This window comes from uncultured Fluviicola sp., assembly GCF_902168135.1.
GTDB lineage: Bacteria > Bacteroidota > Bacteroidia > Flavobacteriales_D > Crocinitomicaceae > Fluviicola.
This window is the reverse complement of sequence record NZ_CABHOL010000049.1, coordinates 47,403-74,146: the sequence shown is the minus strand read 5'-3', so window position 1 is coordinate 74,146 and position 26,744 is coordinate 47,403. Positions and strand designations below refer to the sequence as shown.

20 protein-coding genes are annotated in these 26,744 nt (G+C 42.6%); 17 read left to right on the top strand and 3 right to left on the bottom strand.

What is annotated here, in order from left to right; translation table 11 throughout:
- Positions 1–11: 11 nt before the first annotated feature.
- The 5 genes from QZT69_RS16665 (at position 12) to QZT69_RS16645 (ending at position 7,900) form a co-directional block, all read left to right on the top strand.
- Complete coding sequence (locus QZT69_RS16665; RefSeq protein ID WP_294677804.1) at positions 12–3,224, top strand: gliding motility-associated C-terminal domain-containing protein; 3,213 nt, start codon at positions 12–14, stop codon at positions 3,222–3,224.
- A 236-nt stretch (positions 3,225–3,460) separates the two neighbouring features.
- The gene (locus QZT69_RS16660; RefSeq protein ID WP_294677800.1) at positions 3,461–3,742 is read left to right on the top strand and encodes a hypothetical protein; all 282 of its coding nucleotides are present in this window, start codon (positions 3,461–3,463) and stop codon (positions 3,740–3,742) included.
- A 5-nt stretch (positions 3,743–3,747) separates the two neighbouring features.
- Positions 3,748–6,351: a gliding motility-associated C-terminal domain-containing protein gene (locus QZT69_RS16655; protein WP_294677795.1), complete on the top strand. Its 2,604-nt coding sequence runs from the start codon at positions 3,748–3,750 to the stop codon at positions 6,349–6,351.
- Between the two features lie 78 nt (positions 6,352–6,429).
- The gene (locus tag QZT69_RS16650; protein WP_294677793.1) at positions 6,430–7,368 is read left to right on the top strand and encodes a bifunctional riboflavin kinase/FAD synthetase; all 939 of its coding nucleotides are present in this window, start codon (positions 6,430–6,432) and stop codon (positions 7,366–7,368) included.
- Complete coding sequence (locus QZT69_RS16645) at positions 7,328–7,900, top strand: leucine-rich repeat domain-containing protein (protein WP_294677789.1); 573 nt, start codon at positions 7,328–7,330, stop codon at positions 7,898–7,900. Before QZT69_RS16650 ends, QZT69_RS16645 begins: the two co-directional genes overlap by 41 nt.
- Before the next feature lie 464 nt (positions 7,901–8,364).
- On the opposite strand, the gene QZT69_RS16640 is transcribed toward QZT69_RS16645, so the two are convergent.
- Positions 8,365–9,330: a D-alanine--D-alanine ligase gene (locus tag QZT69_RS16640; protein ID WP_294677783.1), complete on the bottom strand. Its 966-nt coding sequence runs from the start codon at positions 9,328–9,330 to the stop codon at positions 8,365–8,367.
- A gap of 244 nt (positions 9,331–9,574) precedes the next feature.
- On the opposite strand from QZT69_RS16640, the gene QZT69_RS16635 reads away from it, so the two are divergent.
- From QZT69_RS16635 to QZT69_RS16600, 8 genes are all read left to right on the top strand, one after another.
- Positions 9,575–10,363: a PASTA domain-containing protein gene (locus tag QZT69_RS16635; protein WP_294677780.1), complete on the top strand. Its 789-nt coding sequence runs from the start codon at positions 9,575–9,577 to the stop codon at positions 10,361–10,363.
- Between the two features lie 15 nt (positions 10,364–10,378).
- On the top strand, positions 10,379–12,601 hold the full coding sequence (locus QZT69_RS16630; protein ID WP_294677777.1) for a T9SS type A sorting domain-containing protein: 2,223 nt from the start codon (positions 10,379–10,381) through the stop codon (positions 12,599–12,601).
- A gap of 3 nt (positions 12,602–12,604) precedes the next feature.
- Positions 12,605–13,633: an RluA family pseudouridine synthase gene (locus QZT69_RS16625; RefSeq protein ID WP_294677773.1), complete on the top strand. Its 1,029-nt coding sequence runs from the start codon at positions 12,605–12,607 to the stop codon at positions 13,631–13,633.
- Between the two features lie 163 nt (positions 13,634–13,796).
- The gene (locus QZT69_RS16620) at positions 13,797–15,971 is read left to right on the top strand and encodes an OmpA family protein (RefSeq protein ID WP_294677768.1); all 2,175 of its coding nucleotides are present in this window, start codon (positions 13,797–13,799) and stop codon (positions 15,969–15,971) included.
- 174 nt (positions 15,972–16,145) lie between these two features.
- Positions 16,146–17,318 (top strand): AIR synthase related protein, encoded by a 1,173-nt coding sequence (locus tag QZT69_RS16615; protein ID WP_294677765.1) that lies wholly within the window; start codon positions 16,146–16,148, stop codon positions 17,316–17,318.
- Positions 17,319–17,469: 151 nt separating this feature from the next.
- Entirely contained in the window at positions 17,470–18,549 is a 1,080-nt protein-coding gene (prfA, locus tag QZT69_RS16610) for a peptide chain release factor 1 (RefSeq protein WP_294677761.1), read from the top strand.
- Between the two features lie 226 nt (positions 18,550–18,775).
- Entirely contained in the window at positions 18,776–21,097 is a 2,322-nt protein-coding gene (locus QZT69_RS16605) for a TonB-dependent receptor (protein WP_294677758.1), read from the top strand.
- A 64-nt stretch (positions 21,098–21,161) separates the two neighbouring features.
- Positions 21,162–21,938, top strand: a complete 777-nt coding sequence (locus tag QZT69_RS16600) for a DUF4249 family protein (RefSeq protein WP_294677755.1) — start codon at positions 21,162–21,164, stop codon at positions 21,936–21,938.
- Positions 21,939–21,953: 15 nt separating this feature from the next.
- On the opposite strand, the gene QZT69_RS16595 is transcribed toward QZT69_RS16600, so the two are convergent.
- Positions 21,954–22,610, bottom strand: coding sequence for a hypothetical protein (locus QZT69_RS16595; RefSeq protein ID WP_294677751.1), 657 nt, complete (start codon positions 22,608–22,610; stop codon positions 21,954–21,956).
- 134 nt (positions 22,611–22,744) lie between these two features.
- Between QZT69_RS16595 and pyrF the strand changes: the two genes are divergently transcribed.
- The 4 genes from pyrF to QZT69_RS16575 all read left to right on the top strand — a co-directional run bounded on the left by pyrF (position 22,745) and on the right by QZT69_RS16575 (position 26,356).
- Complete coding sequence (gene pyrF / locus QZT69_RS16590) at positions 22,745–23,563, top strand: orotidine-5'-phosphate decarboxylase (RefSeq protein ID WP_294677745.1); 819 nt, start codon at positions 22,745–22,747, stop codon at positions 23,561–23,563.
- A gap of 13 nt (positions 23,564–23,576) precedes the next feature.
- On the top strand, positions 23,577–24,470 hold the full coding sequence (locus QZT69_RS16585; protein WP_294677741.1) for a sterol desaturase family protein: 894 nt from the start codon (positions 23,577–23,579) through the stop codon (positions 24,468–24,470).
- 1 nt (position 24,471) lies between these two features.
- Entirely contained in the window at positions 24,472–25,074 is a 603-nt protein-coding gene (mtnB, locus tag QZT69_RS16580; RefSeq protein WP_294677738.1) for a methylthioribulose 1-phosphate dehydratase, read from the top strand.
- A gap of 91 nt (positions 25,075–25,165) precedes the next feature.
- On the top strand, positions 25,166–26,356 hold the full coding sequence (locus tag QZT69_RS16575; RefSeq protein WP_294677735.1) for a YCF48-related protein: 1,191 nt from the start codon (positions 25,166–25,168) through the stop codon (positions 26,354–26,356).
- A gap of 49 nt (positions 26,357–26,405) precedes the next feature.
- On the opposite strand, the gene QZT69_RS16570 is transcribed toward QZT69_RS16575, so the two are convergent.
- The gene (locus tag QZT69_RS16570) at positions 26,406–26,741 is read right to left on the bottom strand and encodes a n-acetylglutamate synthase (RefSeq protein ID WP_294677732.1); all 336 of its coding nucleotides are present in this window, start codon (positions 26,739–26,741) and stop codon (positions 26,406–26,408) included.
- Between the last annotated feature and the right edge of the window lie 3 nt (positions 26,742–26,744).

Here is a 26,744-nt window from a genome sequence, read left to right as displayed (position 1 = left end):
CGACTACTACTATGAAAAATATTTTCACCTTTCGATACGTGAGGTATTGCGTATTGACATTTATGGCCTTAGCGGCTTTTCAATCGTTTGCTCAACCTGCTAATGATGATCCGTGTAATGCAATCTCTTTAACAGTTGGTTCGTCATGCTCTTATACAGCAGGAACTACTGTAAATGCTACATCAACTGCTGGTGTACCGGCTCCCGGATGTGCTTCTTATGGCGGCTCGGATGTTTGGTTTTCAGTGGTGGTTCCCGCTTCGGGAGCATTAAACTTTGATTCGAATACCGGGACTATAACCGATGGGGGTATGGCTATATACTCAGGAACTTGTAGTAGTTTGACATTGATTGAATGTGATGACGATGACAGTCAGAATGGTGCAATGCCTGCAATTAATTTGTCAGGTCAGACACCTGGAGCAACACTTTATATCCGGTTTTGGAAATATTCTTCCGGAACAGGTACATTTAGCATTTGCGTAAAAGAACCTGTTCCTGCTCCGCCGTGCGGAGCAAGTCCACTTGCAGGAGATGCTTGTTCAAATGCAACACCGATTTGTGATATTAACGGATACTGCGGAAATACTTCTTCAAGTTACGGAGTAGATTCCTGGTCTAACTTGACTTCGGCTTTCTGCGGAAGTATTGAGAATAATTCTTTCCTGTCTTTTACAGCATCATCCAGTACGATTTCTTTTGATGTTTGGGTAAACAGCTCAACCATGGGTTATGGAATCCAGATCTTTATCTTTTCGGCAACCAACTGTTCCGGAGCGGTTACACAATACGGACCTTGTTATAACCCGGGATCGGTTCCAAGCGGAAATGTTAACATTACTGCCACCGGACTAACACCGGGGAATACTTATTATATTATGATCGATGGAAACTCGGGTGATGTCTGCAATTATACATTTGCAGCAAATTCGGGAGTTTCTATTCCGGTGAGCGTTACTCCTGCAAACGCTACTATTTGTGAGGGTGGAACTGTGAACCTTACAGCTGCGGGAGGAAACGGTACATTCACCTGGGATGCTTCTGCCGATCTGAATACAACTTCCGGTGCAAATGTTACCGCAACACCGCCGGCGGCAGGAACTTATAATTATACAGTTAACTCTTCAACAGGGAACCCTTTGTGTCCTTCATCGACTTCGGCTACTGCTACAATTGTTGTTAATCCTTGCGGTTGTGGTGTGACTGCTACAAATAGCGGTCCGGTTTGTGCCGGAACAGCAACGGTTAATCTGTTTGCAACAACTATAGCAGGAGCTACATACTCCTGGACGGGGCCAAACGGATTTACATCCACGGACCAAAACCCGACCGGAGTTCCGATTCCGTCAACACCAGGAACCTATACATTCGAAGTTACTATGACGGAAAATGGAAACACGTGTGTTGCTACCACAACAGTTGTGGTAAATGCACTTCCAACAGTTAGTGGCGGCACGAACCAGTCAGTCTGCCAGGGTGCTTCTGTTACCTTGTCTGGTTCTGGGGCTCAGTCATATACCTGGGATAACAGTGTCAGCAACGGGGTTTCTTTTATTCCGGCTGGTACTCAAACTTATACTGTAACAGGAACGGATGCGAATGGTTGTCAGAATACAGCACAAGTAGTCGTAACCGTAAATTCTTTGCCAACAATCAATGCAGGAACTGACCAGGCAGTTTGTCCGGGGACCTCCGTTATATTAACGGGTTCGGGCGGACAGAGCTATACCTGGAATAATGGGGTAACAAATGCTGTTTCTTTTACTGCAACGACTACTCAGACTTATACTGTAACAGGAACCGATGCCAATGGTTGTCAAAACACTGACCAGGTTGTTGTCAATGTGAATTCATTGCCCCTGGTGAATGCAGGTACAGATCAAAATATCTGTGCCGGAGGATCTGTTATTTTAACGGGATCCGGCGGACAGAGCTATACCTGGAACAATGGGGTGACGAATGGTGTTTCATTTACCCCGGTTTCAACTGCAACGTATACCGTAACAGGAACAGATGCAAATGGCTGTCAAAATACGGATCAGGTTGTGGTGACCGTGAATGCTTTGCCGACGATCAATGCCGGGTCGAACCAAAGTGTTTGTGCCGGAGAATCCGTTACTCTAACAGCTGCGGGAGGACAAACGTACTCCTGGGATAACGGGGTAACGAACGGTGTTGCGTTTACACCGGGAACAACTCAGACATATACGGTAACGGGAACGTCAGCTGCCGGTTGTCAGAATACGGATCAGGTTGTAGTGACGGTAAATGCATTACCAACGATTAATGCAGGAGCAGATCAAAGTATTTGTATTGGAGGATCCGCAACATTAACCGGTTCGGGAGGACAAAGCTATTCCTGGAATAATGGAGTGACAAATGGTGTTTCTTTTATACCGGGTGCTACTCAAACTTATACAGTGACCGGGACTGATGCCAATGGGTGTCAAAATACAGATCAGGTGATTGTTGTGGTGAATCAGCTTCCTAATGTTGGAGCAGGGGCAGATCAAACGATTTGCGCGGGTCAGTTTGTTACATTGACTGGGTCCGGTGCACAAAACTACAGTTGGAGCAACGGTATTTCGAACGACGTTGCATTTGCACCGACAAATACACAGGTATATACTGTTACAGGTACCAATGCAGCTGGATGTCAGGATACTGCTATGGTCACAGTTACTGTTGTAGACGCGCCTCTTGCTTCCATGGATGCGGATGTTACATCAGGGATTCCAGGATTGGAAGTGAATTTTACAAATTCAAGCCAGGATGCGAATACCTATCATTTTTCTTTTGGAAACGGACAAACTTATCAAACGACAACAATATCCGATGAGCCGGGAACAACATATGACCATCCGGGAGTATATACCGTGGTTCTTACTGCTGGCAACGGAATTTGTGAAGATACAGCTCATCTAACGATTGTTGTAGCATATGCTCCAATGTCGATAACCGTTCCGAATATCTTCACGCCGAACGGAGACGGAAATAACGATACATTCTACCTTCGGCTTGAAAACGGGGCTTCATTAGAAGTCACTATTGTAAATCGCTGGGGTAATAAAATGGCCTCTTATTCCGGAGTAGCCGGTTACTGGGATGGAACAGTAAACGGAAATTTGGCAGAGGAAGGAGTCTATTTCTTTAATTACAGCGCAACAGGTATGGACGGAACGGTTCAAACCGGACAAGGAGATGTGCAGTTAATAAGGAGGTAAGAAGCAAGCAAACACAAAATAGGTGAAGATGTGCCGGTTGTTGATATTCAACACCGGCACATCTTTTTTTGTTAAAATCGTTGATTTATTGCGCGTTATGTTTTTTTCTTAAAAGAAGATTTCATAAATTCGGATTGCAATTAATTGACGGTGATCTACTTACCGTCAGGAATACTTACTACGCTTGTCAATGGAAGATCTGATTTTTCATTGACAATTTATTTACTACTACTAATATGAAAAAAATTGTAATTCTACAGTTGTTTCTATTCGTTGCTGCGCCTTGTATTTTTTCTCAGGAAGGCGGAACGGTACAAACATCCAAGCAAAACATTACCTATCGGTACATCTCGGAAAAATCGAAAACCGAACCACTTGAAGTGGTTTACGGATTGATCGATCAATGCCCAGCCTCTGAATTTCCGAAAGTCTATGAACATTTTTTGTATAAATCCAGGTTCGAGCCATCGGACAGGCACACCGCCATTTTGGAATACATCAAAAACAAGAAAAACTAACCAAAATGAAACACTTACTACTAACACTACTATTACTACTGACACTCGAAGGTTTTTCTCAGCCACCATGTGGTAGTAATCCGGCCGCAGGAAATACCTGCGCTACTGCAACTCCAATCTGCGAGTTGAATGGCTATTGCGGAAATACTTCATCCAGTTATAGTCCTGATGCATGGGAAAACTGTACCAGTTACTTTCTGGGACTTTGCGTTTCCGGTGACGGACTGCTCGATCAGTTTTGCGGATCGGTGGAAAATGATTCGTATCTGTCTTTTGTAGCTTCATCTTCATCCATTACGTTTGACTGCTGGGTGTATAATTCAACTTACGGAGATGGAATTCAAATCATGATCTTCTCAGCCAGCACTTGTGGTTCGGGGCCGGTAACATCTTATTACTGCGGTCAGCTGGCACCTTCTGCAGGATCGCAAACAGTAAGTGCCACGGGACTTACACCTGGAAACACGTATTATATAATGATCGATGGATTTGCCGGGGACGTTTGTGATTATACTTTTGCGGCAACTTCGGGAGTATCCATTCCGGTCGATGTTACCCCTGTAAACTCAACCATCTGTATTGGAGAATCGGTAGCATTAACCGCTAGCGGAGGGAATGGGACCTTTACATGGGACGCATCTCCGAATCTTAACAGTACGAGCGGATCTGTTGTAACTGCAACTCCGCCCGCAACTGCCGGTACATACACTTATACGGTTAACTCATCAACCGGAAATGCTTTGTGCCCGTCCTCTGCTTCAGCCACAGCTACTATTATCGTGAACCCGTGTGGATGTACGGTTACCGCTACAAACAGCGGGCCTGTATGCACAGGGACGGGTACTATTAATCTTTTTGCTACAACTATTGCAGGAGCCACTTATTCCTGGACTGGTCCAAACGGATTTACTTCTTCAGCTCAAAACCCGACTTCTGTTCCGATACCACTTACACCGGGAACTTATACATTTACAGTTGATGTAACCGATAATGGTTCGACCTGTTCGTCTACAACAACTGTTACGGTAAATGCACTTCCGGTTGTTGATGCGGGTGCGGCTATTTCAATATGTGCCGGTGGGTCTGTCACCTTGTCGGGATCAGGTGCTCAAACTTATTCCTGGAATAATGGTGTAGCAAACGGAGTTTCTTTTGTGCCTGCAGGCAGCCAGACTTATACCGTTACAGGAACAGACGTCAATGGCTGTCAGAATTCAGATCAGGTTGCTTTAACGGTGAATCCCTTGCCGGTTATCGGTGCGGGTCTCCCTCAATCAATTTGTTTGGGTGATGCTATCACACTTGCAGGGTCGGGAGCGCAAAGCTATGTTTGGAGTAGTGGTATTACGAACGGATTATCTTTTGTTCCGGGGGCAACACAGACATACACGGTCACAGGAACCGATGCAAACGGATGTGCAAATACAGGGCAGGTAACAATAACCGTGAATCCGCTTCCGATTGTCGAAGCCGGGGCGCCGCAAAGTGTCTGCCAGGGAAGCCAGGTCACGCTAAATGGTTCGGGTGCTCAGAGCTATACCTGGAATAACGGGGGAGTTGACGGAGTTCCATTCACACCCGGCTCAACTTCCACTTATATTTGTACCGGTACAGATGCTAATGGTTGTCAGAATACAGACCAGGTTGTTGTGACGGTAAACCCGATCCCGACAGTGAATGCCGGCCCTGATCAGTCTGTCTGTATTGGAACGAGTGCTGTACTCACAGCTTCCGGAGCTTCGAATTATGTTTGGAATAATGGTGTTACCAATGGTGTTGCCTTTATACCGGGAGCAACCCAGACATATACCGTTACTGTAACTGCTAACGGATGTCAGGCGTCAGATCAGGTAGTTGTAACTGTGAATGCATTACCAAACGTAAGTGCGGGAGTGGATCAATCAATTTGTATGGGAGAAGGAATTGTTCTTTTAGGATCAGGCGCACAAAATTATACCTGGGATAATGGTGTTTACGAAGGAATTTTATTTACTCCGGGGAACACTCAAACATATACGGTCACAGGAACAGATGCGAATGGCTGTACGAATACCGATCAGGTTACAATTACAGTGATCCCCATGCCTGTAGCGGCCGTTTCAGCTGATGTGGTTTCAGGAACACCGACACTGACAGTTCATTTTGAGAATAATTCCAGTAGTGCATCAACTTATCACTGGGCATTTGGAACAGGCGCTGAAATGAATTCTGTTACCGGAACAGGTTCTCAATATGAATATACTGTTCCCGGAGAATACACGGTTGTTTTAACTGCTGCAAACGGTGACTGTGTTGATACCGACACATTAAAAATCAATGTTGATCCGATTCCGGATCCGACGGTGAATATCCCTAATATTTTCACGCCCAACGGAGATAAGAATAACGACCACTTTTTCCTGGATGTCAGTTTTGCGAAATCGGTTAAAGTACAGATTGTAAACCGCTGGGGAGAAAGAATGTACGAATACGATGATGTAAATGGTTACTGGGACGGAACAGTTAATGGTAACCAGGCATCAGACGGGGTTTATTTTTTCAAATATGTGATTGAAGGATTGAACGGAAGTGTTCTTTCCGGTCACGGAGATTTGCAACTGATGAGGTAACAAAAAACTTTTTAATTAAAAAGACTGCATTTCATTTTTCGATGATGCAGTCTTTTTTTGTTTAACTACATTTGTACCATGCGTGTAGTTCGGCAGTTGAATTCAGAGACGAAGTTTAATCATCCAATTCTTACTTTGGGTACCTATGACGGGGTTCATTTAGGGCACCAGGAAATTATTCGTTCACTGGTTCAAAAGGCTAAGCGTGAAAACAAGGAATCGGTTTTATTTACGTTTGAGCCGCATCCCAGAAAGGTGCTTTATCCGGATAGCTATTCTGTGAAGCTGATTGATACGGTAGACGAAAAACTGGCCAAGCTTGAAAAACTGGGATTGGACACAGTGATCCTTTTCCCGTTCACGAAAGAATTTTCCCGCTTATCTGCCATGGAATTTGTGCGTGACGTTTTGGTGAACCAGATTGGGGTCAGCGAAATGCATATTGGACACGATCATCACTTCGGGAAAAATAGGGAGGGTTCTTTTCAGGAATTGCAGGAATTGGGAGAGTTGTACAACTTTAAAGTGTTCCAGTTGCCGGCTATTTCTGCGGGTGAAATTACGATCAGTTCTACTAAAATCCGGAATGCGATCCTGGAAGGAAATGTGGAGTACGCCTCACAATTGATGGGAACTCCTTTTATCCTGCAGGGAAAAGTGGTGAAGGGACAGCAGATCGGACGCACAATAGGTTTTCCGACCGCAAATATTGACCTGGAAAACACGGAAAAGATTTATCCTAAAAACGGGGTGTATGCTGTCAAGGCTTACCTGGATGAAAGGTTGGTTTTCGGAGTGATGAATATCGGAACGCGCCCCACGGTTGCAAATAACGGTCAGGTTACGATAGAAGTTCATTTGTTTGATTTTGCAGAAGAAATCTATGATCGGTACGTAAAAGTGGAAGTAATGCAACATATACGTGATGAAAAGCGTTTTGAGAACATAGAAGATCTAAAACATCAAATTCAACAGGATGAAATTACTGCCCGTACTTATTTTTCTCTGTATAACTAAGTGCTCTTTTTCACAGGATACATTAAGGATTTACCGTTGGGAAGCTGTCCAAAAAGCAAATCCGGACACGATTTATGGAATTGATGCGTCTAAGCTGAAGTGGGAAGAGATTCCTGAGAAATTATACGCCTTTAAGAATGTCAAGTATCTAAATATTTCAAAGAATAAATTGAAAGAACTTCCATTGGAAATGGGTGCTTTTAAATCATTGAAAACGCTGGATGCGACAAAGAATGACCTGGAGAATGCTCCGATTGTGATTTGCCAGATGCCGAAACTTCAAAAACTTCATTTGGCACGGAATAATATCAGTTCTTTGCCTGCCTGCATCGGTTACTTGACTGATTTAAAGATACTGGACATTTGGGATAATCCGATCAATTCACTTCCGGAAGAAGTTTTGAAATTGCAAAACTTGCAGGCTGTAGATATGAGGGCAATTATGCTGGGACCGGAGTTCCAAAAAAGATGGCAGGAAGGTATGCCTCAGGTAAAGTGGTATTTTGACCCGCCTTGCCATTGTGTGGAGTAAGAATCAGCTGCAGAAAGACGGAGGCTCTTTTCGTCATTTGACGCAAAGGAAAGCCGATGGAATGCGAATGAATTCAAACAAGTTATAATTTGCCCGAGATTTTATTTTCAAGAAAAAAAATATTTTTTTCATTTTTTTCCAACCTTTTAAAAACCCCTGCATCATATGGGTGTCAAGTATATATCAGAAATCTCTCTGATTGGTTTGGTAAATTGGGTTTTAGGTTTGGAAAAGGGTACTTTTTGGATTGTACCCTTTTTCATTTTATAAACTTTTCTATCTAAGAAAGATCGTAAAATTCTTTGCGCCTTTGCTTCTCAGCGGTTAATGAAAAAGCAGTACTGCAGTTTTACTTGCGACATAAAATCCGCGCTTTTCTGCGTGCCTCTGCGGGAAACAAAAAAGAGCTCTACCGCAGGTGGAGATCGTAAAACAATAAACCCGCGTAATCTACGAGAGATAATTTAGTGGAGTTCTGTTTTGAAAATCTGGCTCCAGAAATCCGCGATTGAAATTCCAGCTTCAGCCAGCATCTGTGGGACCAGGCTTGCTGCGGAGAACCCCGGAGTTGTATTCACTTCAATGACATGCGGAACATCGTTCACAACCATGAAATCAATACGTGCTATGGATTTTAACTGCAGCAGGTTGTAAATGTCTTTTGAGTTTTCCCACACCTTATCTCTAATTGCATCCGGAATGCGTGCAGGTGTGATTTCCTGGGATTGTCCCAAATATTTCGCCTCGTAGTCAAAGAAATCATTTTCGGTAACAATCTCTGTCAGGGGCAAGGCTACCAATCCGTTTGGTGAACGGTAAATGCCACAGGTAACTTCCGTTCCTTTCAGGAAAGATTCGATAACAACCGTATCTCCTTCTTCAAATGCCTTATCCAGGGCATTTTGCAAATCTTCGGCTTTGGAAACTTTACTGATTCCGAAGCTTGACCCGGAATCGGAAGGTTTGACAAAACAAGGAAGTCCCAATTCGTCCAGGATCTGCCCGGTCGTATATTGATTGCGCGACTTTAAGAAAAGCGACTTTGCAACCGGAATTCCGAAACGGGACAAAAACTGGTTGCAGTACCACTTGTCGAAACTCAATTCGGAGGCCAGTGCATTGGAGTTCACATACGGAATTCCTTTCATGTCCAAAAGAGCCTGGATTTTTCCGTTTTCTCCGGGATTCCCGTGGATGTAGATCAGTCCGATATCGATTTTGCGTTCACCTGAATGGGTTGTGAAACTCATGCTTTCTATGGAAAATGGGAACTTCTCATCTCCGTTCGGTACAAACCAGCCACTCTCAAGCACGTGGATAGGGACCACTTCGTATTCTTTCGGGAAATTATCCATGATGGTTTGAGCACTTTTCAAAGAGATCTCAAATTCCGAAGAATATCCACCGCAAAATAAACCAACCAGCTTCATATTTTTTGTTTTAGTACAGGTGTTCAAACAGTTCAAATGGTTCAACTTTGAGTGGTTGAACTTTTAACCTTTTAAGTAAGCGTTGCTCTGTTTTTGGAACACTTAAATACAAAAGTAACGGATAATTAATCCTGCATCCGGGGGTATGGAAAAAGTTTTCAGAACAGATTGTTAAAAGCTTCATTTGTGCTTTGAGTACTTGCAGGAACATTCTTTTTATATTTGTGCAACTTACAATCGATTTATGAAGTTTTTTCAGAAGCTTAAAGCATTTGTTTGGAGCAGGCATTTTTTGAAGCATTCGCTTTACATTGTGCTTACTTATATCATTGTTGTTTCAATAGTGGTTATTTATCTTGATCAGTACACAAATCACGGTGAGAAGATTGATGTTCCGAATGTGGTTGGGATGAAGACCAGCGGTGCACAGTCCAAACTGGAAGCATTGGAACTGAAGATCGAAGTATTGGACTCCGTTTATAAACCCGAACTTCCTGCTGGAACCATCGTGTCACAGGATCCGCTCCCAACTTCCAAATCATTGGTTTATGTGAAGTCAGGCAGGATCATCCGTGTGCAGGTTTCCAAAAAAATGCGCCTGGTAGAAATGCCTAGCCTCATTGATAAATCCGAGCGGATTTCCGAAAGTATCCTGAAGAATCGCGGATTGAAGTGCCGTAAAACGTATGTTCCGACTTCCGAATCGAACGGGGCTGTATTGAGACAACTTTTCAACGGAAGAGAAATCAAGGAAGGAACAAAGATCCCGGTTGGAAGCACTATTACATTGGTGGTAGGTCAGAATAACGAAGCAAAACCGGTAACCGTAATTGATTTGATCGGTTTAACAATATCTGATGCCAAAGCGCGTTTAAGTGGGGTATCGCTACAGATTTCAGTTGGTGCATGTGATGGATGTACAAATGCTGCGGACTCAACCAATGCTGTTATTTATTCTCAAAGTCCTGAGTTTATCGAAGGTGAGACTGTTCCATCCGGCACAACAATTATGGTTTCAGCTGAAAAACGGTAGGTAATTTTTGATTAGATGAAATTTAGTTTAGTATCCGTTTTTGTATTTATTGTTGGATTTGTTTCATTCGGACAGGAAGTTTTGAGTCCGATAGGAGCTATGAAAAGAGGGGTTTCTCCCAAAAGATCCCTGAACTTGAAAAGCACCGCAAATATTGACAGCACCTTTGTTTATTCATTTGACACCTTGTCGTTGCCGCTTTTGGATGAGTTTTCTCATTCCAAATTCCCGGTACTGGATGCGCAACCCGGAGATGCAAACGTTACTGAACAGAAGTTCTATCACCTGACAGACTTGTCGGATGTTCCGCTTACGAACGATAAAAAGTACTCGACTTCTCCAACCAGACGTTATACGACCGCTTTGTCAACAGGGACGACTACACAAACAGATTTACCGCTGATTACCATTAACCAAGCCGATTTTCAAAATTACCCGGTAGTTTATTCCACAATTGATTTCTATCCGCCCTACAATATTTATGATACGCTGGATTTGTCTAACAATCCCGATCTTGATCCTGACACAATTCCTATAACAAATCCGGATATCCTGCAGGATTCGGTAACTATTTTCTTTGCGCATGAAGTGAATCCGGATGTATACTGGATGGATGTATCTGCATACCACAATTATACACATGCCGTGAATCCGTGGACATTGGGAGTGGTTACTTTTGACGGACTGGACGAAACGGGGTATCCTTATGCAATCAATACAACACAAACCGGTTACGCAGATTATTTAACCTCTAAAACCATTAATTTATCAGGGTATAATCCGAATGATTCCATTTACCTGAGTTTTTTAGTTCAGCGGCAGGGATTTGGTGATGCACCGGAAGTACAGGACTCACTTGTTCTGGAATTCTACGATAAAAATTCAGACGAATGGAACCGTGTTTGGTCCATCAACGGAGGTCCGCTTGGGGATTTCAAAGTTGGTCATTTGAAAATTGTTAACGCAGCATATTTGACAGATGGATTCAGGTTCCGGTTCAAAAATTACGGAGGGCTTTCAGGAATGTTGGATGAATTCCACCTGGATTATGTGCATTTGAGAAACGGAAGCGGTTACCAGGATACACTTTTCAAGGATTTCGCATTTGTGTACAATATCGGGTCATTGATAGAAGATTACACGGAAGTTCCCTGGGAACATTGGGTAAACGACCCTACACATATGAATCCTGCCGTAAAGGTTTCGGTTAGAAACGGATCGAATGTTCCTGAAAATAACATGAACGGAACGGTGAAAGTTGATTTCGCAGGAACAACAGAAGGAACGTTTACGATGCAAGCAGCGACTTTGTCCGGTGCATTGAACTATGCCCCAAGAACAACTGTGTCCAGTGTGCATGATTTTTCAACAGGATATACATTCTCAACTACTCCGCCATCAGCAACCAAAACATTCGATATTATAGCCAATGCAGGAGCCCAATTCCCTAATTTGCCCCTGAATGATTCTTCCTATGCCAAACAGGTATTTGAGAATGTCTATGCTTACGATGACGGGTCTGCAGAAGCGGCTTATGGAATTTCCCAGGTTCAGGCAAGATTGGCCCTTAAGTTCCAGCCTTACCAGGCAGATACCTTGTTGGGAGTAAGAATGTGTTTCGTTCCTACCGTAAAAGATCTATCTAGTAAATTGTTCTTATTGACCGTTTGGGGCGATAACAACGGAGTTCCGGGATCGGTACTTTATGAAGATCAGTTCTTCTATCCGAGAACACCAATTTATGAAGACGAAAGAGGTGTTTACACGGATTACCTCCTGAAAGATACACGTCTTCCTTTGAACGGAGGAGCATTCTACGTTGGGATGCGTCAAATCGACGCAGATCCTTTGAATATCGGGTTTGATAGAAACACACCGAATGTCGGGAATTTATTTTTCTCATTAAATGCAGGGGCAACCTGGAGTACGGCATCCAGTCCGGGAGTTCCCATGATCAGACCAATTATTTTGACTTCTGATAATGTAAACCTTGGAACGGATGATTTGGTAAAAGAAGAAATCGACTGGAACGTTTATCCGAATCCTACAACCGGAGTTGTGAATATCAACTGGAGATCCGAAAATGAATTTCCGGGAGCTGTTTTGGTAGATTCACAAGGCCGCACTGTGTTGACAGTAGGTACATCGGATCTTCGCTTTGATTTGAGCGATGCTCCCGGCGGGATTTACTTCTTAAGGCTGAACAACTCGCAGACAGTTAAAAAAATTATCAGATAGTATATGAATGAGGATGTTCAGGATGTTGAGCAGGAAGAAGAAGAACTTTTTGAACACTACCGTTTTAAAGCGGACCCGGGTCAGGAATCCGTTCGTATAGATAAATACCTGTTAGATCGTCTTCCTAACACATCCAGGAATAAAATCCAATCGGCGGCCAAGAACGGCAGCGTAGTTGTTAACGGGAAACCGGTCAAATCCAACTACAAGGTAAAACCCGGGGATGAAGTAGCAATTGTTTTGCCTTACCCGGTTCGCGAAATAGAACTTATTCCGCAGGATATCCCATTGGACATTGTTTACGAAGACCACGAATTGATTGTTGTGAACAAGCCTGCGAATATGGTAGTTCATCCCGGGTACGGGAATTATACGGGAACACTGGTCAATGCATTGGTTTATCACTTTGACAATCTGCCTGAACGAAAATCAGATTACTTCGGGAGGCCTGGTTTGGTTCATCGGCTGGATAAACACACGACCGGGATCATGGTAGTGGCAAAAACGGAAGATGCATTGACGAACCTGGCTAAGCAGTTTTACGACAGAACTACTGAAAGAAGATACCAGGCTTTGGTTTGGGGAGATGTAGAAGAAGACATGCGTATCGAAGGGAATTTGGGACGCTCTTTACAAAATCGAAAAGTAATGACTGTTTTTCCTGAGGGAGATCACGGGAAGCATGCAGTCACACATGTAAAAGTTTTGAAAAGATACGGCCTGGTGACTTTCGTTGAATGTAAACTGGAAACAGGAAGGACCCATCAGATCCGCACGCACCTGAAATGGAAAGGACATCCTTTGTTTCATGACCTGGAATATGGAGGTGACCGCATTGTGAGAGGTACAACACATGATAAGTATAAACAGTTTATTTCTAATTGTTTCGACCTGATCCCCGGACAGGCACTGCATGCTAAATCTTTAGGATTCCAACATCCGGGAACGGGTGAATGGATACAGTTTGATTCCGATTTGCCGGAAGGATTTCAGGTTTTGCTGAACAAATGGGATAGATATGTTGCCGAGTAAAATCTCACAAAAACGATCTTAGACGTTTTTTTTTGCCCGATAAATAGCGCGTATTCAAAATTTTAATTTAATTTCGGCAATCACGATAACTGAGTAACTATAACTTTAATCCTGTAGTTGGTCTTTTATCACTGTGTTTATATAAAAAAGATTGCACCTTGCTATGAATGTTAAAACGCTTATTTTATCTGGACTTTTAGTTGTTTCCAGCGTGTCTTTCGGACAAGTGAAACAAATTAAAGATGCAAATACTCAGTTTAGAAGTGGAAACTACTGCGAAGCAGCATCAAAATGCGAATTAGCCTATTCTAAAATTAAACGTAAGTCTAAATCAGGTCTTGCTCAGAAAGGTGACATGGCATTTAAAACTGCTGAATGTTACAGGTTAACTGATAACTTCAAGAGAGCTAATGAGTGGTATGAGAAAGCTATTCTATTAAAGTTCCAGCAAAAAGAACCTCTTGTACTGTTGTATAATGCGGATATGCTTCGTCAGATGAGTGAACTGAAAAAAGCTCAGGAAAATTATAACGCATATAAAGCACTGGTTCCGGATGATCCGAGAGCAGATGTAGGGATTGCATCGTGCAAAATGTTTGAAGAATTTAAAGAGAACAGAACACGTCATACAGTGTCTAACGTAAAAGCCCTGAACAAAGAAGGTTTTGAAATGGCACCAATGTTCGTAGATAAGAAAGAAACGAAGATCGCTTTCGGTACTTCAAGTGACCGCGAAGGTCTTCAGGGTAAAGCGAAAGATCCGTTGACTTGTCAAAAGTATATGGACATTTTCGTTTCCGAACTGGATAAAAAAGGAAACTGGTTGGAACCTAAGCCGATTGTCGGTGATAGTATTAACACAGAAGACAGCGAAGGTACTTTGTGTATCGATGCACGTGGAAAAACAATGTTCTTCACACGTTGTCCAAGTGTGAAAAAGAAAAATCTGGGTTGTGACATCTTTATGTCTGAATTAGGAGGTAAAGGATGGGAGCGTCCGAAAAGACTTTCTTTGAAACCAAATGACACATTATCTGTAGGTCACCCTTGTGTGTCTGACGACGGGAAATTCTTGATCTTTGTTTCGGATATGCCTGGAGGACAAGGTGGACACGATTTGTGGTACACTACTTACGAAAAGAAATCAGATTCATGGTCACTTCCTGTGAATATGGGGCCAGAAGTCAATACAGCAGGAAATGAATTGTTCCCGAGCTTTGCAAGAAACGGAGATTTGATCTATGCTTCTGACGGTCTTCCTGGAATGGGTGCATTGGATATGTTCCGTGCTGAGAAAGTAGGTGACAAAAACCAATGGGAAAAACCAACAAACTACGGTTCTCCTATCAACTCTGAATTTAACGATTACGCAATGGTTGAAGTGGATGACCGTAAAGGTTATTTTACTTCCGAGCGAAAAGGAAACGTTGGTGAGCAATTCAGCCCGGATCTTTGGATGTACGAATTGCCTCCGAATGTATTCAGCTTGAAGATCAATGTATTTGATTTGACGGATAAAACACGTCAAACAAAGATCGACGGTGTGAAAGTAATTGTTACCGGATCCAATGCAAATGAAAAATGGGAAGGTTTGACTTCAAAAGACGGATCTGTCTACTGGGATAAAAAACCAAATGGTGATCGTTACATTGCTGAAGAATCCGATTACAAAATCATGATTTCAAAAGAAGGGTACTACGAGAACAAGGCGGGTGCTTCCATCTCTACAAAAGGATTGAAATACAACCAGGATTTCGTATTGGATATGGGATTATTCCCGGTGAAAAAGCCAATTCGTCTACCGGAAGTTCGTTATCCTTTGGCAAAATGGGACTTGTTAGTTGACTCTTCTATCAACTCAAAAGATTCCTTGTTATTCGTTTACGACTTGTTAGTGGAGAACCCGGGATTGGTACTTGAATTGAGTTCACATACCGACCCGCGTGGTAACGACCTATATAACCAGGTTCTTTCTGAAAACCGTGCAAAAGCATGTTACAAATTCCTTGTTGAAGAAAAAGGAGTGGACCCACGCAGAATTATTCCGGTAGGAAAAGGAGAGCGTGAACCAAGAACGGTTTACTTATTAGCTGGGAAATACCTTGAAAATGAGCCGAAAGATGAAAACGGTGCAATGATTGCAGGAACTCAGGTGATTGTATTGAAAGAAGCATACATGAATCAGTTCAAGAAAACGAACAAGAAGTTGTTTGAACAATTGCAGCAGTACAACAGACGTACGGAAGGTAAAGTAGTTACCCTGGAGTTCGACGTAAACAATGCGGCTCCTGCAAATCCGGACTACCTGATCTTTAAAGCACTTCCGAAAGCGAGGTAAGAAGAAGCATTGCTTCTGATAAGAGATAATTAGTGCAATCAAAAAGGATCGCTTTGATTATTGGAGCGTAGCTGAAAATAATATTTACTAAAAGCCTTCGTCATTTTGATGAAGGCTTTTTTGTATTCCGTCCTCTCAATTGAATTTTGTAACTTTGCCCTTTCAATTTTTAGTATGTCAGATATCCGATACAATTTAAGAGGTGTTTCAGCCGGAAAAGAAGAAGTGCATAATGCGATCAAAAAAGTGGATAAAGGTTTGTTCCCCAAAGCATTTTGTAAAATTGTACCTGATTATTTGACAGGAGATGAGGAGTATTGCATCGTTATGCATGCTGATGGAGCAGGTACGAAATCCTCACTTGCATACATGTATTGGAAAGAAACCGGTGACATTTCCGTTTGGAAAGGAATTGCACAGGATGCACTAATCATGAATATCGATGATTTGTTATGCGTCGGAGCAACCGAGAATATCCTGCTTTCTTCTACGATCGGAAGAAATAAGAACCTGATTACGGGTGAAGTTATTGCTGCCATTATCAACGGAACAGAAGAATTATTAGAAACACTGCGTGAGCAGGGAATCGGAATTTACTCTACGGGCGGTGAAACTGCTGATGTGGGAGATTTGGTTCGAACGATCATCGTCGATTCAACGGTTGTCTGCCGCATGAAACGTTCCGATGTAATTTCCAATCACACTATTCAAAATGGCGACGTGATCGTTGGGCTGGCGTCTTACGGCCAGGCAACTTATGAAACTGCTTACAATGGTGGAATGGGATCAAACGGATTGACTTCTGCACGACACGATGTATTCAACAAAACGTTAGCAGCGAAATACCCGGAAAGCTTTGATGCTGCAGTTCCTGCAGATTTGGTTTATTCCGGTTCGAGAAACCTGACGGATGCTGTTGACGGAGTTCCGGTTGATGCAGGGAAATTGGTACTTTCCCCGACCAGAACATATGCGCCGGTTATCAAAGCTATTTTAGACAAATGCCGTTCATCCATTCATGGAATGGTACATTGCTCGGGTGGAGCGCAGACAAAAGTGCTTCATTTCGTGGATGACGTTCATGTCATTAAAGATAATTTATTCCCGATTCCGCCATTGTTCAAAATGATCCGGGAAGAGTCCGGCACAGATTGGAAAGAAATGTACAAAGTCTTCAACATGGGACACCGTATGGAAGTTTATCTGCCGGAAAGCGAAGCACAGCAAATCATAGCGATCAGTAAATCATTTGGAATTGATGCTCAGATTATCGGCCGGGTAGAAAAAATGGATGGAAAACAAGTGACTGTCCGATCCGAAGTCGGAGAATTTGTTTACAACGGTTAGCCATAAACTGCAGAGAGAACTTTAGACCTCGCGTCCTTTGATTCTTTGCGGTTTAAAACAACTGGTTTTATTCTTACCGCAGGAAGCGGAGAGCGCAAGGCTCAGGATTCTCCGTTTGAATGAGAATAAGAATTAAAAGATTAGAAACTAGATGCAAGATTTATTAAGTAAACTGGAAGCAATTCATTTCCGGTTTGTAGAAGTCGGTAAAATGATCACAGACCCCGATATTATTTCGGATATGGATCGTTATGTGAAGCTGAACAAGGAATACCGTGACCTGGAAGAAGTTGACAATGCCTACAAGGCATATAAGAATGTTTTGGACAATTTAAAGAGTTCGAAAGAAATGCTGGAGGTTGAAACAGATCCCGAAATGCGGGAAATGGCAAAGATGGAGATCAATGACCTGGAGCAGAAGAAGCCTGAATTGGAAGAAGAACTTAAAATATTGCTGATCCCGAAAGATCCTGAAGATGATAAGAACGCCATTCTTGAATTACGTGCCGGAACGGGAGGTGACGAAGCTTGTATTTTCGTGGAAGATATATTCAGAATGTATACCATGTATTTCAAGGAAATGGGATGGCAGTACGAGATTGCAAACTCCTCCGAAGCTTCCGGAAAAGGATACAAGGAAATTTCAATGAGTATTGAAGGTGCGGGTATCTATGGAATGCTGAAGTTTGAATCGGGTGTGCACCGGGTGCAGCGTGTCCCGGAAACAGAATCCCAGGGCCGTGTCCATACTTCTGCAATCACAGTGGCGGTTTTGCCCGAAGCAGAAGAAGTGGATTTCGAGCTGGACATGAATGATGTGAGAAAAGATACCTTCAGGGCATCGGGAGCGGGAGGTCAGCACATCAACAAAACAGAGTCCGCAATTCGTCTAACACACATTCCAACGGGAGTTGTGGTAGAATGCCAGGACGGACGTTCACAACATAAAAACTTAGAGAAAGCAATATCTGTATTGCGTTCCCGTTTATACCAGGCAGAATTGGACCGCGTCCACCAGGAACGTGCGGCTCAACGAAAGACTCTGGTATCGACCGGGGATCGCTCTGCTAAGATCAGAACATACAATTATCCGCAAGGTCGTATTACAGATCATCGAATCAATAAAACGATGTACAACCTTGGAGCTTTCATGAACGGAGATATCCAGGAAATGATTGATGCACTGAAAATGGCAGAGAATGCTGAAAAAATGAAAGGCGAATTGAACTAGTTCAAAATTCCGATAGCTATCGGAATAAAAAGTTTAAATGCTCAAATAATTCAATGGATTTGAATCCGTTGAACTATTTTGAACCATTGAACAATCATAAAAAAACGTACTGTTAACAGTGCGTTTTTTTATGATGATTACCTTTAACCGAATAATGACAACCATTCGCCCCTTTTTTTAACTATATGAAAAGATAAATGCGAATTTTACACCACAACTCAACAATATGAAATCAGGAATACTCCTTTTATTTGTTCTAATCACTGCAATCTCTTTCGGACAGGGAAATGCAACCTTAAGTGGAACTGTTAAAGATCAATCTAAAGGCGAAGAAATTATCGGGGCCATTGTACGCGTAAAAGATCAGAAACTCGGAGCTGTAACAAATGAGTACGGATTTTACTCCTTGACCCTGCCTGCCGGGAAATATACCATCCAGGTTTCTGGTGTCGGATACCTTTTAATGGAACAGGAAATCGACCTCGCTGTATCCCAATCGGTCGATTTTCAATTAAAGACAGAGCAAGACGAAAAAGAATTGGAAGAAGTGGTGGTTTCCTCTGAAAGACCTGACGGGAATGTTCGTGATCCGTTAATGGGAGTGGAGAAAATCGACCCGAAGGAAATTTCCAAGATCCCGGTGATCTTTGGTGAAAAGGATTTGATCAAAACCATGCAGCTGATTCCCGGAGTGAAAAATGCCGGCGAAGGAAGTTCCGGATTTTACGTTCGCGGCGGCGGGGCTGACCAAAACCTCATTTTGCTGGATGAAGCACCGGTCTATAATGCAAGTCACTTATTAGGATTCTTCTCAACATTCAATTCGGATGCTATCAAAGATGCGATGCTTTACAAAGGAAATCAGCCTTCGAATTACGGGGGAAGACTTTCGTCTGTACTGGACATCAAAATGAACGAAGGGAACCAAAAACGCTACAATGTTGGCGGCGGGATCGGTTTGATCTCTTCCAAATTGATCGTAGAAGGACCGATTGCCAAAGATAAAGCGTCGTTTTTAATTTCGGGAAGAAGAACTTATGCCGATTTATTCCTGAAATTGTCGGACCGATTCAAAGACAATAAGTTGTTTTTCTATGATTTAAACGCTAAAGTCAACTACCGTATAGGAAAAAAAGACCGTTTGTTCTTGTCCGGATATTTCGGGAGGGATAAGCTCGGTTTAGGAGATGTTTTCGGGATTAATTGGGGGAATGCAACAGGAACCCTGCGCTGGAATCACATAATGAATGAAAAATGGTTCTCCAATACTTCATTTATCTATAGTAAATACGATTACAAGATTTCCATTTCAGGCGGCGATGTGCAGTTTGATATCACTTCCCAGATCCAGGATTTCAATCTAAAGCAGGAGTTCCAGTGGTTTCCGAATAACCGGAATAAAGTAAAGATCGGGTTGAATGTGATCAACCATGGAATTACACCGGGACAGATCGACGCGAATGAAGAATCCGGAATTAACGCCAAGCGTTTAAAACCGACTAATTCCGTGGAGAATGCAGTTTATATCACAAACGATTACACCATTACCGAAAACTTTACCATGAGCTATGGCCTGCGGGGTTCAAACCTGATGGCACTTGCAAGCGGTGATGAAATGTACACGTATAATCCGGATGGAACAATTGCTACCGCCGACACATGGACTAAGAATAAATTATTGAAGTCTTATTTCTTTGTGGAACCGAGACTTTCCTTCAGCTGGCAGTATTTGAAAGGACAATCGATTAAAGCTGCGTATGCCCGAAATACCCAAAACATCCACCAGGTTTCCAATTCTACTTCCGGTTCCCCTACAGATGTGTGGCTTTCTTCAAGCCTGAATATAAAACCGGAAATTTCCGACCAGGTAGCCTTGGGCTGGTTTAAGAATTTCCTGGATAACAAATTGGAATTAAGCACAGAGGTGTATTACAAATGGATGCAGAACCAGCTGGATTACAAAAACGGCGCAAATGAACAGGCAAACGAACGCCTGGAGGGAGAATTGCTTTCCGGAATCGGACGTGCCTATGGGTTGGAGATCATGCTGAAGAAAAAGTCGGGTAAATTTACCGGTTGGGTAGGGTATACACTTTCACGCACGGAGCGGAAGATCGAAGGAATTAATGACGGAAAATGGTACCTGGCAAAACAAGACAGACTGCACGATCTCTCTGTTGTTGGTATTTATGAGATTACTCCGAAATGGTCTGTTTCAGCTTTGTTTGTTTTCTACACCGGAAATGCAGTGACGTTCCCTTCCGGGAAATACCAGATCGACGGCCAGACCTATTTTATCTATACCCAGCGAAATGGTTACCGCATGCCGAATTATCACCGCCTGGACCTTGGAGTGACCTGGCTTCGCAAGAACACCAAGAAGTTTGAGAGCAGCTGGAATTTCTCAATCTACAACGCATACGCGCGTGAAAATGCTTATTCGATCACATTCCGTGAAAACAAGGATGATCCGTCTAAGACCGAAGCGGTACAGACAACTTTGTTCCGAATAGTTCCGGCAATTACCTACAATTTTAAATTTAAGTAAGAGAAAGCATTGCTTTCGATTAAAGACAAACGATGAGTAGATTGAATTAACTAATACAACAAAGATGAAATTGATAATTACAGCCCTTGTTTCTTTTGCTTTTATCCTCGCATTTTCAAGTTGTGAAAAAGTCATTGATATCGATTTGAATGATACCGAACAGAAAGTGGTGATTGAAGGATTCATTTTAAGAGGCGATACGGTTCAGCGCATTCGCGTTACCAAAACACAGAACTTTGATGAGAATATGCCTCCTCCGACTGTTGACAATGCATCGATAACAGTGATCGATAATTTGGGGAATGCAGGAACCTTTACTTCAGTTGGGAACGGATGGTACGAATTGACCAATTATCCCGGAATTGAAGGCCGAACATATACATTAACAACCGTTGTGGAAGGAACTTCTTACACCGGAAGCAGTACCATGCCTGCATTCCAGCCTTTCCAGGAATTGTATCCCGTAATTTATACGTTTGGAACAGATACGCTCTATTCAATTGTTCCGGCACATTTTGATGAGCAGGGAGTTGCCAATTACTACCAGTTCCATGTTTTTGTGAACGGAAAAAGGGAAAAAGGGATTTTCATCCAGAACGATCAGTTCACAGATGGCAACCTGGTGGTAGAACCTTTGTTTGTTCCGGAATTGAAAGTAGGTGATACGGTTCGCGTGGATATGTTCGGTATTGATAAACCGATTCATACCTATTTCAACCAATTGGGAGTAAATTTATCCAGTAGTGCAACACCTGCAAACCCGATCTCTAACCTGAGCGGTGGATGTGTAGGTTATTTCTCTGCCAGGACTTTTGATACGCGAACGGCAGTTGTTCAGTAAGAAAAGGAGCAAAAGTTAATTGAAAACAGATCGCTTAAATCCGACAATTCCCGATACAGTTACAGGTGGATAACCGCTGACCATGGAAGAGGATGCATCATTTCTCCTGATAGAAAAGAAAGGGAATCCGCCATGAATTTCGGTGAAAAGCAAACTGTTGGGACCTAATGAAAACTGGAACCCCAGACCAACTCCAAAATAAAGAGAAAACTTTTTGTTGTTTTCCACGTGGTCGGTCTGGTAATAATCGCTCACATCAAACCCATTCGTTTTTCGGGTAATGCTGGAATAAGAAATGCCGTTTTTAATCACCGAGTACAGACCGGTTTCAAATGCATCGTTGTAAAAGTAATGGATGTATTCGATGTTGATTCCGATATTCTTGTACCAGGATGTAACCGGAACGTACCCATCTGGCAGGTATCCGCTATTGAGGGGATAAAGTGTTGCCATTTCTTCGATTTTCATCGGAAAATCATAAAACAAGCCAGCTCTTACAGATGCCCCGTAGTATTCTCCGAATGGAAGCTCCGTAAAAAAAGCAATATTCCCGCCGTTCATTCCGGGATCAAAGTAACGGTTGTAACCACTCTTAGCTCCTAAAAAAAGTTGAGAATAAGCTGAAAAATGAAGGGAAGAAATGATCAGGATGGTCCAAATGGTAAGTTTCATAAACAAATATTCTGGTGCAAAAATACGGTCTTTTTAGATGCCCGGACCGCCAAAACATTCTTGATTTTAAGCTGATCGAAAACAAGGTATTTATTAAATGATACTTCTTATCTTTGCACGCTTAAAACTAATGGATGAAAAGACAGGAATTGATTCGGCAAATTCGCGAAAAGAGATCGTTTTTATGTGTCGGTTTGGACACCGACCTGGGTAAAATCCCTGTGCATTTGCTGCAGACAGAAGATCCGGTTTTTGAATTCAATAAAGCAATCATCGATGCTACCCGGGATTTATGTGTAGCCTACAAACCCAATATTGCGTTTTATGAAGCATTGGGACCGAAAGGCTGGGAATCATTGAAAAAAACCATTGATTACATCCCGGATCATTGTATGACCATTGCAGATGCCAAGCGCGGAGATATCGGGAATACATCTACCTATTATGCAAAGACCTTTTTCGAATACCTGGATTGTGACGCGGTAACCGTTGCACCGTATATGGGAGAAGATTCGGTAACTCCTTTCCAGGAATTTGAGAATAAGTGGGTAATCCTGCTGGCATTGACTTCCAATAAAGGTGCTTTGGATTTTCAGTTTACAACCGATGCATCCGGTGAGGAATTGTATAAGAAAGTCTTGAAAAAGAGTTCCAAATGGGGTTCTGAAAATAACCTGATGTATGTGGTCGGAGCAACACGTGCAGAAGGAATCGCAGAAGTGCGTAAAATTGTTCCGAATCACTTTTTCCTGGTTCCGGGAGTAGGAGCCCAGGGAGGAAGCCTGGAAGATGTGGCTAAATATGGCTGGAATGATGACTGTGGTTTATTGGTCAATGCATCCAGATCGATTATTTATGCATCAAACACTCCTGATTTTGCGTCTGAAGCACGCAAAGAAGCTCAGAAACTACAGGCGGAGATGGCCCGGATTTTGACAGCGAAGAATTTCTAAAAACGGAATTTTCATGGTTGATTACGTAGAAAAACTCATCATTTTTATCAGTACACCGATTTACGTGTTCCTGATCCTTGGTGAAATTATTCTTAGTAATTGGCACAATAGAAAACTTTATAGCGTAGGCGACACGATCCAGAACCTTTACCTGATGATCACAAATATGGGAGTCGACGTACTGATGCGTGGAATAACCCTGTTTTTTCTTCTTTTCTTCTTTGATTACCGCCTCATCAACTGGGAAACACATTCCTGGCTCTATTGGGGACTGCTTTTCTTAGCGGAGGATTTTATTTTTTACTGGATTCACCGTATCGACCATGTTGTGCGCTTCTTTTGGGCAATCCACGTAACACACCATTCTTCGGATAAATTCAATTTGACAACCGGATTCCGGTCTTCGGTTTTTCAGCCTGTTTACCGATTCATCTGGTTTATCCCACTGGTGTTTTTGGGCTTTGAGCCATTTGATATTTTTATCATGTATTCGATTACCCAAACTTATGGAATCCTGGTACATACCAAAATGGTCAATAAGTTGGGAATCCTGGAGTCTTTTTTGGTAACACCTTCACACCACCGGGTTCATCATGCTTCCAATGTAGAATACCTGGATAAGAACATGGGTATGATCCTGATTGTTTGGGATAAGCTTTTCGGTACTTTCCAGGCTGAAATTGATAATCTTCCGATTGAATTCGGTCTGTATGGAAAGAAAATAGACAAAAACCCTGCAAATGTGATTTTCCACGAATGGGTTTCAATCTTCCAGGATGTACGAAAAGTAAGAGGATTCAGGAATAAATGGCTTTACATCCTGAAACCTCCGGGGTGGAGTCATGACGGAAGCACCATGACATCGAAACAATTGCGAAATCATATCAAACAAGCTGAAAAAGAATAGCATGGAACAAGAAAAAAAGGAACTGGCCGAAGTGATTCGTGCCTACCATCAAAAGGGCTGGTCGCCGGCAACTTCTACCAACTATTCTTTCCGATTGGCTGAAAGACCGGATGTAATTATTGTTTCCCGTTCGGGAATCGATAAATCCCGTTTCTCCGAGGCAGATTTTATGGAGGTAGACCTGCAGGGAAAAGCGCTTCCTGCATATGAAGGAATTCGTCCGTCGGCAGAAACACTGATCCATTGTAAATTGTACCAGTTGTTTCCGGAAATGATGTGTATTGTTCACAGCCATTCCGTGTATTCGGTTCTGCAGTCCATGAAGAATAAACAGTCCGTTGAATTGAGCGGTTATGAAGTACTGAAAGGTTTTGAAGGAATAAAAACCCATGAAATTACTGTTCAGGTCCCTGTTTTTGACAATACACAGGATATGCCGGCATTTGCTGCTGTTTTGGAAAAAGAGAAAAACAGACTGACTGTTCCTGCATTTATCATGCGTCAGCATGGGACCTACGCCTGGGGCAGAAACCTCTTTGAAGCAAAACGACACCTGGAAACAGCGGAATATTTGTTCGAAGTAGATTGGAAATTTTCCAATTAAGTAAAAATCACCCAACCATCGTATTGAATTACTCGTTGAGAATTGATATCAGGGATATCAATTTAAGAATTGACCGAAATAACAGCTAAATATGAAATTGCTTATTACACTTATCACAGCATTATCTTCCGGATTATTTGCCTTCGGACAAACATTTTCACCTCAAAACAGTGGGGTTTCTTCGCAGTTGAATGGAATTGATTTTTCATCTCCTTCCGTTGGAATGGTTGTAGGAAACGGAGGTGTGATCCGTAAAACAATGGATGCGGGTTTACACTGGACCAGTTCGAATTCAGGGACACAATACGACCTGAACGGAATTGCCTACTTGAACGGATCGACTTATGTTGCTGTTGGTGAGAACGGGACCATTCTCAAGACCACCAATGCGGGAGCTAGTTGGACAACGGTCAATTCGGGAACCAGTAATGATCTGACCGGGATTTTCGTCAACGGATTAAATATTTATGTCACCGGTGCAAACGGAACAATTTTGGTTTCCACTAATTCCGGAAATGCCTGGACACCAATAAACACCGGGATTTCATTTAAACTAAACAAGATCTTTTTTGTTTCAGACCTGGTTGGCTACGCAGTTGGAGATGGCGGTACGATCCTGAAAACAGTAAATGCCGGACAAGCCTGGAATTTTCAAGCCAGCGGCACCAACACGCATTCCCTGACAGACATTTACTTTACGGATGCAAATACAGGAGTTGTTGTGGGAGGAATTGCGGGTTCGAATGAGGCAATTATTCTTCGTACAACAAATGCAGGTTCTGTTTGGACGTCAGATGACATTACCGGAGTCATTTTAAGCGGAGTAGCTTTCTATCCGGATAATTCGGTGGGGTATGCAGTTGGCGGAAGTTATTCCGGAAACACGAGTATCATTTACAAAACAACTGGTCAGGGAGCTTCCTGGCTGCCGGTTGTTTCCAGTTCTTCCCGTCAATTGGCAGTCTGCTTCCCGGGTAATGGGATCGGCTATACCTGCGGATTGAACGGAACGATCCTGCGTTTTGCTTCAAATACTTTGGAATTGACTGAAAATGACGAGGCAGATATCCAAATCAGCCCGAATCCCGGAACCGGAATGTTCTATGTTTCTGCTGAATTGACAGGTGACTTTTCGATCGAAGTTCTTTCTGCAAACGGCCAATGCATTGCTGTAATAGAAAATGGAAATTCGATCGATTTGACAGCTTCCCCGCAAGGAATTTATGTGGCTGTCATTCGTTCAGGGAGTTCTGTAGTCACAAAAAAATTGGTGAAGGAGTAGAAGCCATAATAAGATGATTAATCTATTTTGATAGTATCATATGATATTATCAAATCTCTTCCAATACAGAATCCCCTTTCGATTGATCTCCGGAAGTCCACTGCCAGGTTTCGTGAAGACGGATTCTGCCGTCGGGTAAAATTTCAGGTGTTGATTGACAAGTTCCGGTCATCAATTCGCCTTTTCCGTTGACCTGATGGTAGCGCATATCAATATTACCGGCTTCGTCTACTAACCCTATTAACTGCCCGGATTTAATTTGTCCGCCCGAATACGTGCAGGTAAGAATGTTCCCTTCCTGCTTATAATGAAAAATTGTTTCTTCCGATGTTTCCCCGTTTGGAGTGTTGCTGACCGGACGGAATTTTTTGTTGTGGTAGTTCATGGA

Excerpts from the sequence above, each read along its gene's own strand:
- QZT69_RS16645 (WP_294677789.1), top strand. The coding sequence starts at position 7,328 with ATGAAATTACTGCCCGTACTTATTTTTCTCTGTATAACTAAGTGCTCT.
- QZT69_RS16650 (WP_294677793.1), top strand. The coding sequence starts at position 6,430 with ATGCGTGTAGTTCGGCAGTTGAATTCAGAGACGAAGTTTAATCATCCA.
- QZT69_RS16575 (WP_294677735.1), top strand. The coding sequence starts at position 25,166 with ATGAAATTGCTTATTACACTTATCACAGCATTATCTTCCGGATTATTT.
- QZT69_RS16655 (WP_294677795.1), top strand. The coding sequence starts at position 3,748 with ATGAAACACTTACTACTAACACTACTATTACTACTGACACTCGAAGGT.
- pyrF (WP_294677745.1), top strand. The coding sequence starts at position 22,745 with ATGAAAAGACAGGAATTGATTCGGCAAATTCGCGAAAAGAGATCGTTT.
- QZT69_RS16615 (WP_294677765.1), top strand. The coding sequence starts at position 16,146 with ATGTCAGATATCCGATACAATTTAAGAGGTGTTTCAGCCGGAAAAGAA.
- mtnB (WP_294677738.1), top strand. The coding sequence starts at position 24,472 with ATGGAACAAGAAAAAAAGGAACTGGCCGAAGTGATTCGTGCCTACCAT.
- QZT69_RS16660 (WP_294677800.1), top strand. The coding sequence starts at position 3,461 with ATGAAAAAAATTGTAATTCTACAGTTGTTTCTATTCGTTGCTGCGCCT.
- QZT69_RS16570 (WP_294677732.1), bottom strand. The coding sequence starts at position 26,741 with ATGAACTACCACAACAAAAAATTCCGTCCGGTCAGCAACACTCCAAAC.
- QZT69_RS16585 (WP_294677741.1), top strand. The coding sequence starts at position 23,577 with ATGGTTGATTACGTAGAAAAACTCATCATTTTTATCAGTACACCGATT.
- QZT69_RS16630 (WP_294677777.1), top strand. The coding sequence starts at position 10,379 with ATGAAATTTAGTTTAGTATCCGTTTTTGTATTTATTGTTGGATTTGTT.
- QZT69_RS16600 (WP_294677755.1), top strand. The coding sequence starts at position 21,162 with ATGAAATTGATAATTACAGCCCTTGTTTCTTTTGCTTTTATCCTCGCA.
- QZT69_RS16635 (WP_294677780.1), top strand. The coding sequence starts at position 9,575 with ATGAAGTTTTTTCAGAAGCTTAAAGCATTTGTTTGGAGCAGGCATTTT.
- QZT69_RS16640 (WP_294677783.1), bottom strand. The coding sequence starts at position 9,330 with ATGAAGCTGGTTGGTTTATTTTGCGGTGGATATTCTTCGGAATTTGAG.
- QZT69_RS16625 (WP_294677773.1), top strand. The coding sequence starts at position 12,605 with ATGAATGAGGATGTTCAGGATGTTGAGCAGGAAGAAGAAGAACTTTTT.
- QZT69_RS16620 (WP_294677768.1), top strand. The coding sequence starts at position 13,797 with ATGAATGTTAAAACGCTTATTTTATCTGGACTTTTAGTTGTTTCCAGC.
- QZT69_RS16605 (WP_294677758.1), top strand. The coding sequence starts at position 18,776 with ATGAAATCAGGAATACTCCTTTTATTTGTTCTAATCACTGCAATCTCT.
- prfA (WP_294677761.1), top strand. The coding sequence starts at position 17,470 with ATGCAAGATTTATTAAGTAAACTGGAAGCAATTCATTTCCGGTTTGTA.
- QZT69_RS16665 (WP_294677804.1), top strand. The coding sequence starts at position 12 with ATGAAAAATATTTTCACCTTTCGATACGTGAGGTATTGCGTATTGACA.
- QZT69_RS16595 (WP_294677751.1), bottom strand. The coding sequence starts at position 22,610 with ATGAAACTTACCATTTGGACCATCCTGATCATTTCTTCCCTTCATTTT.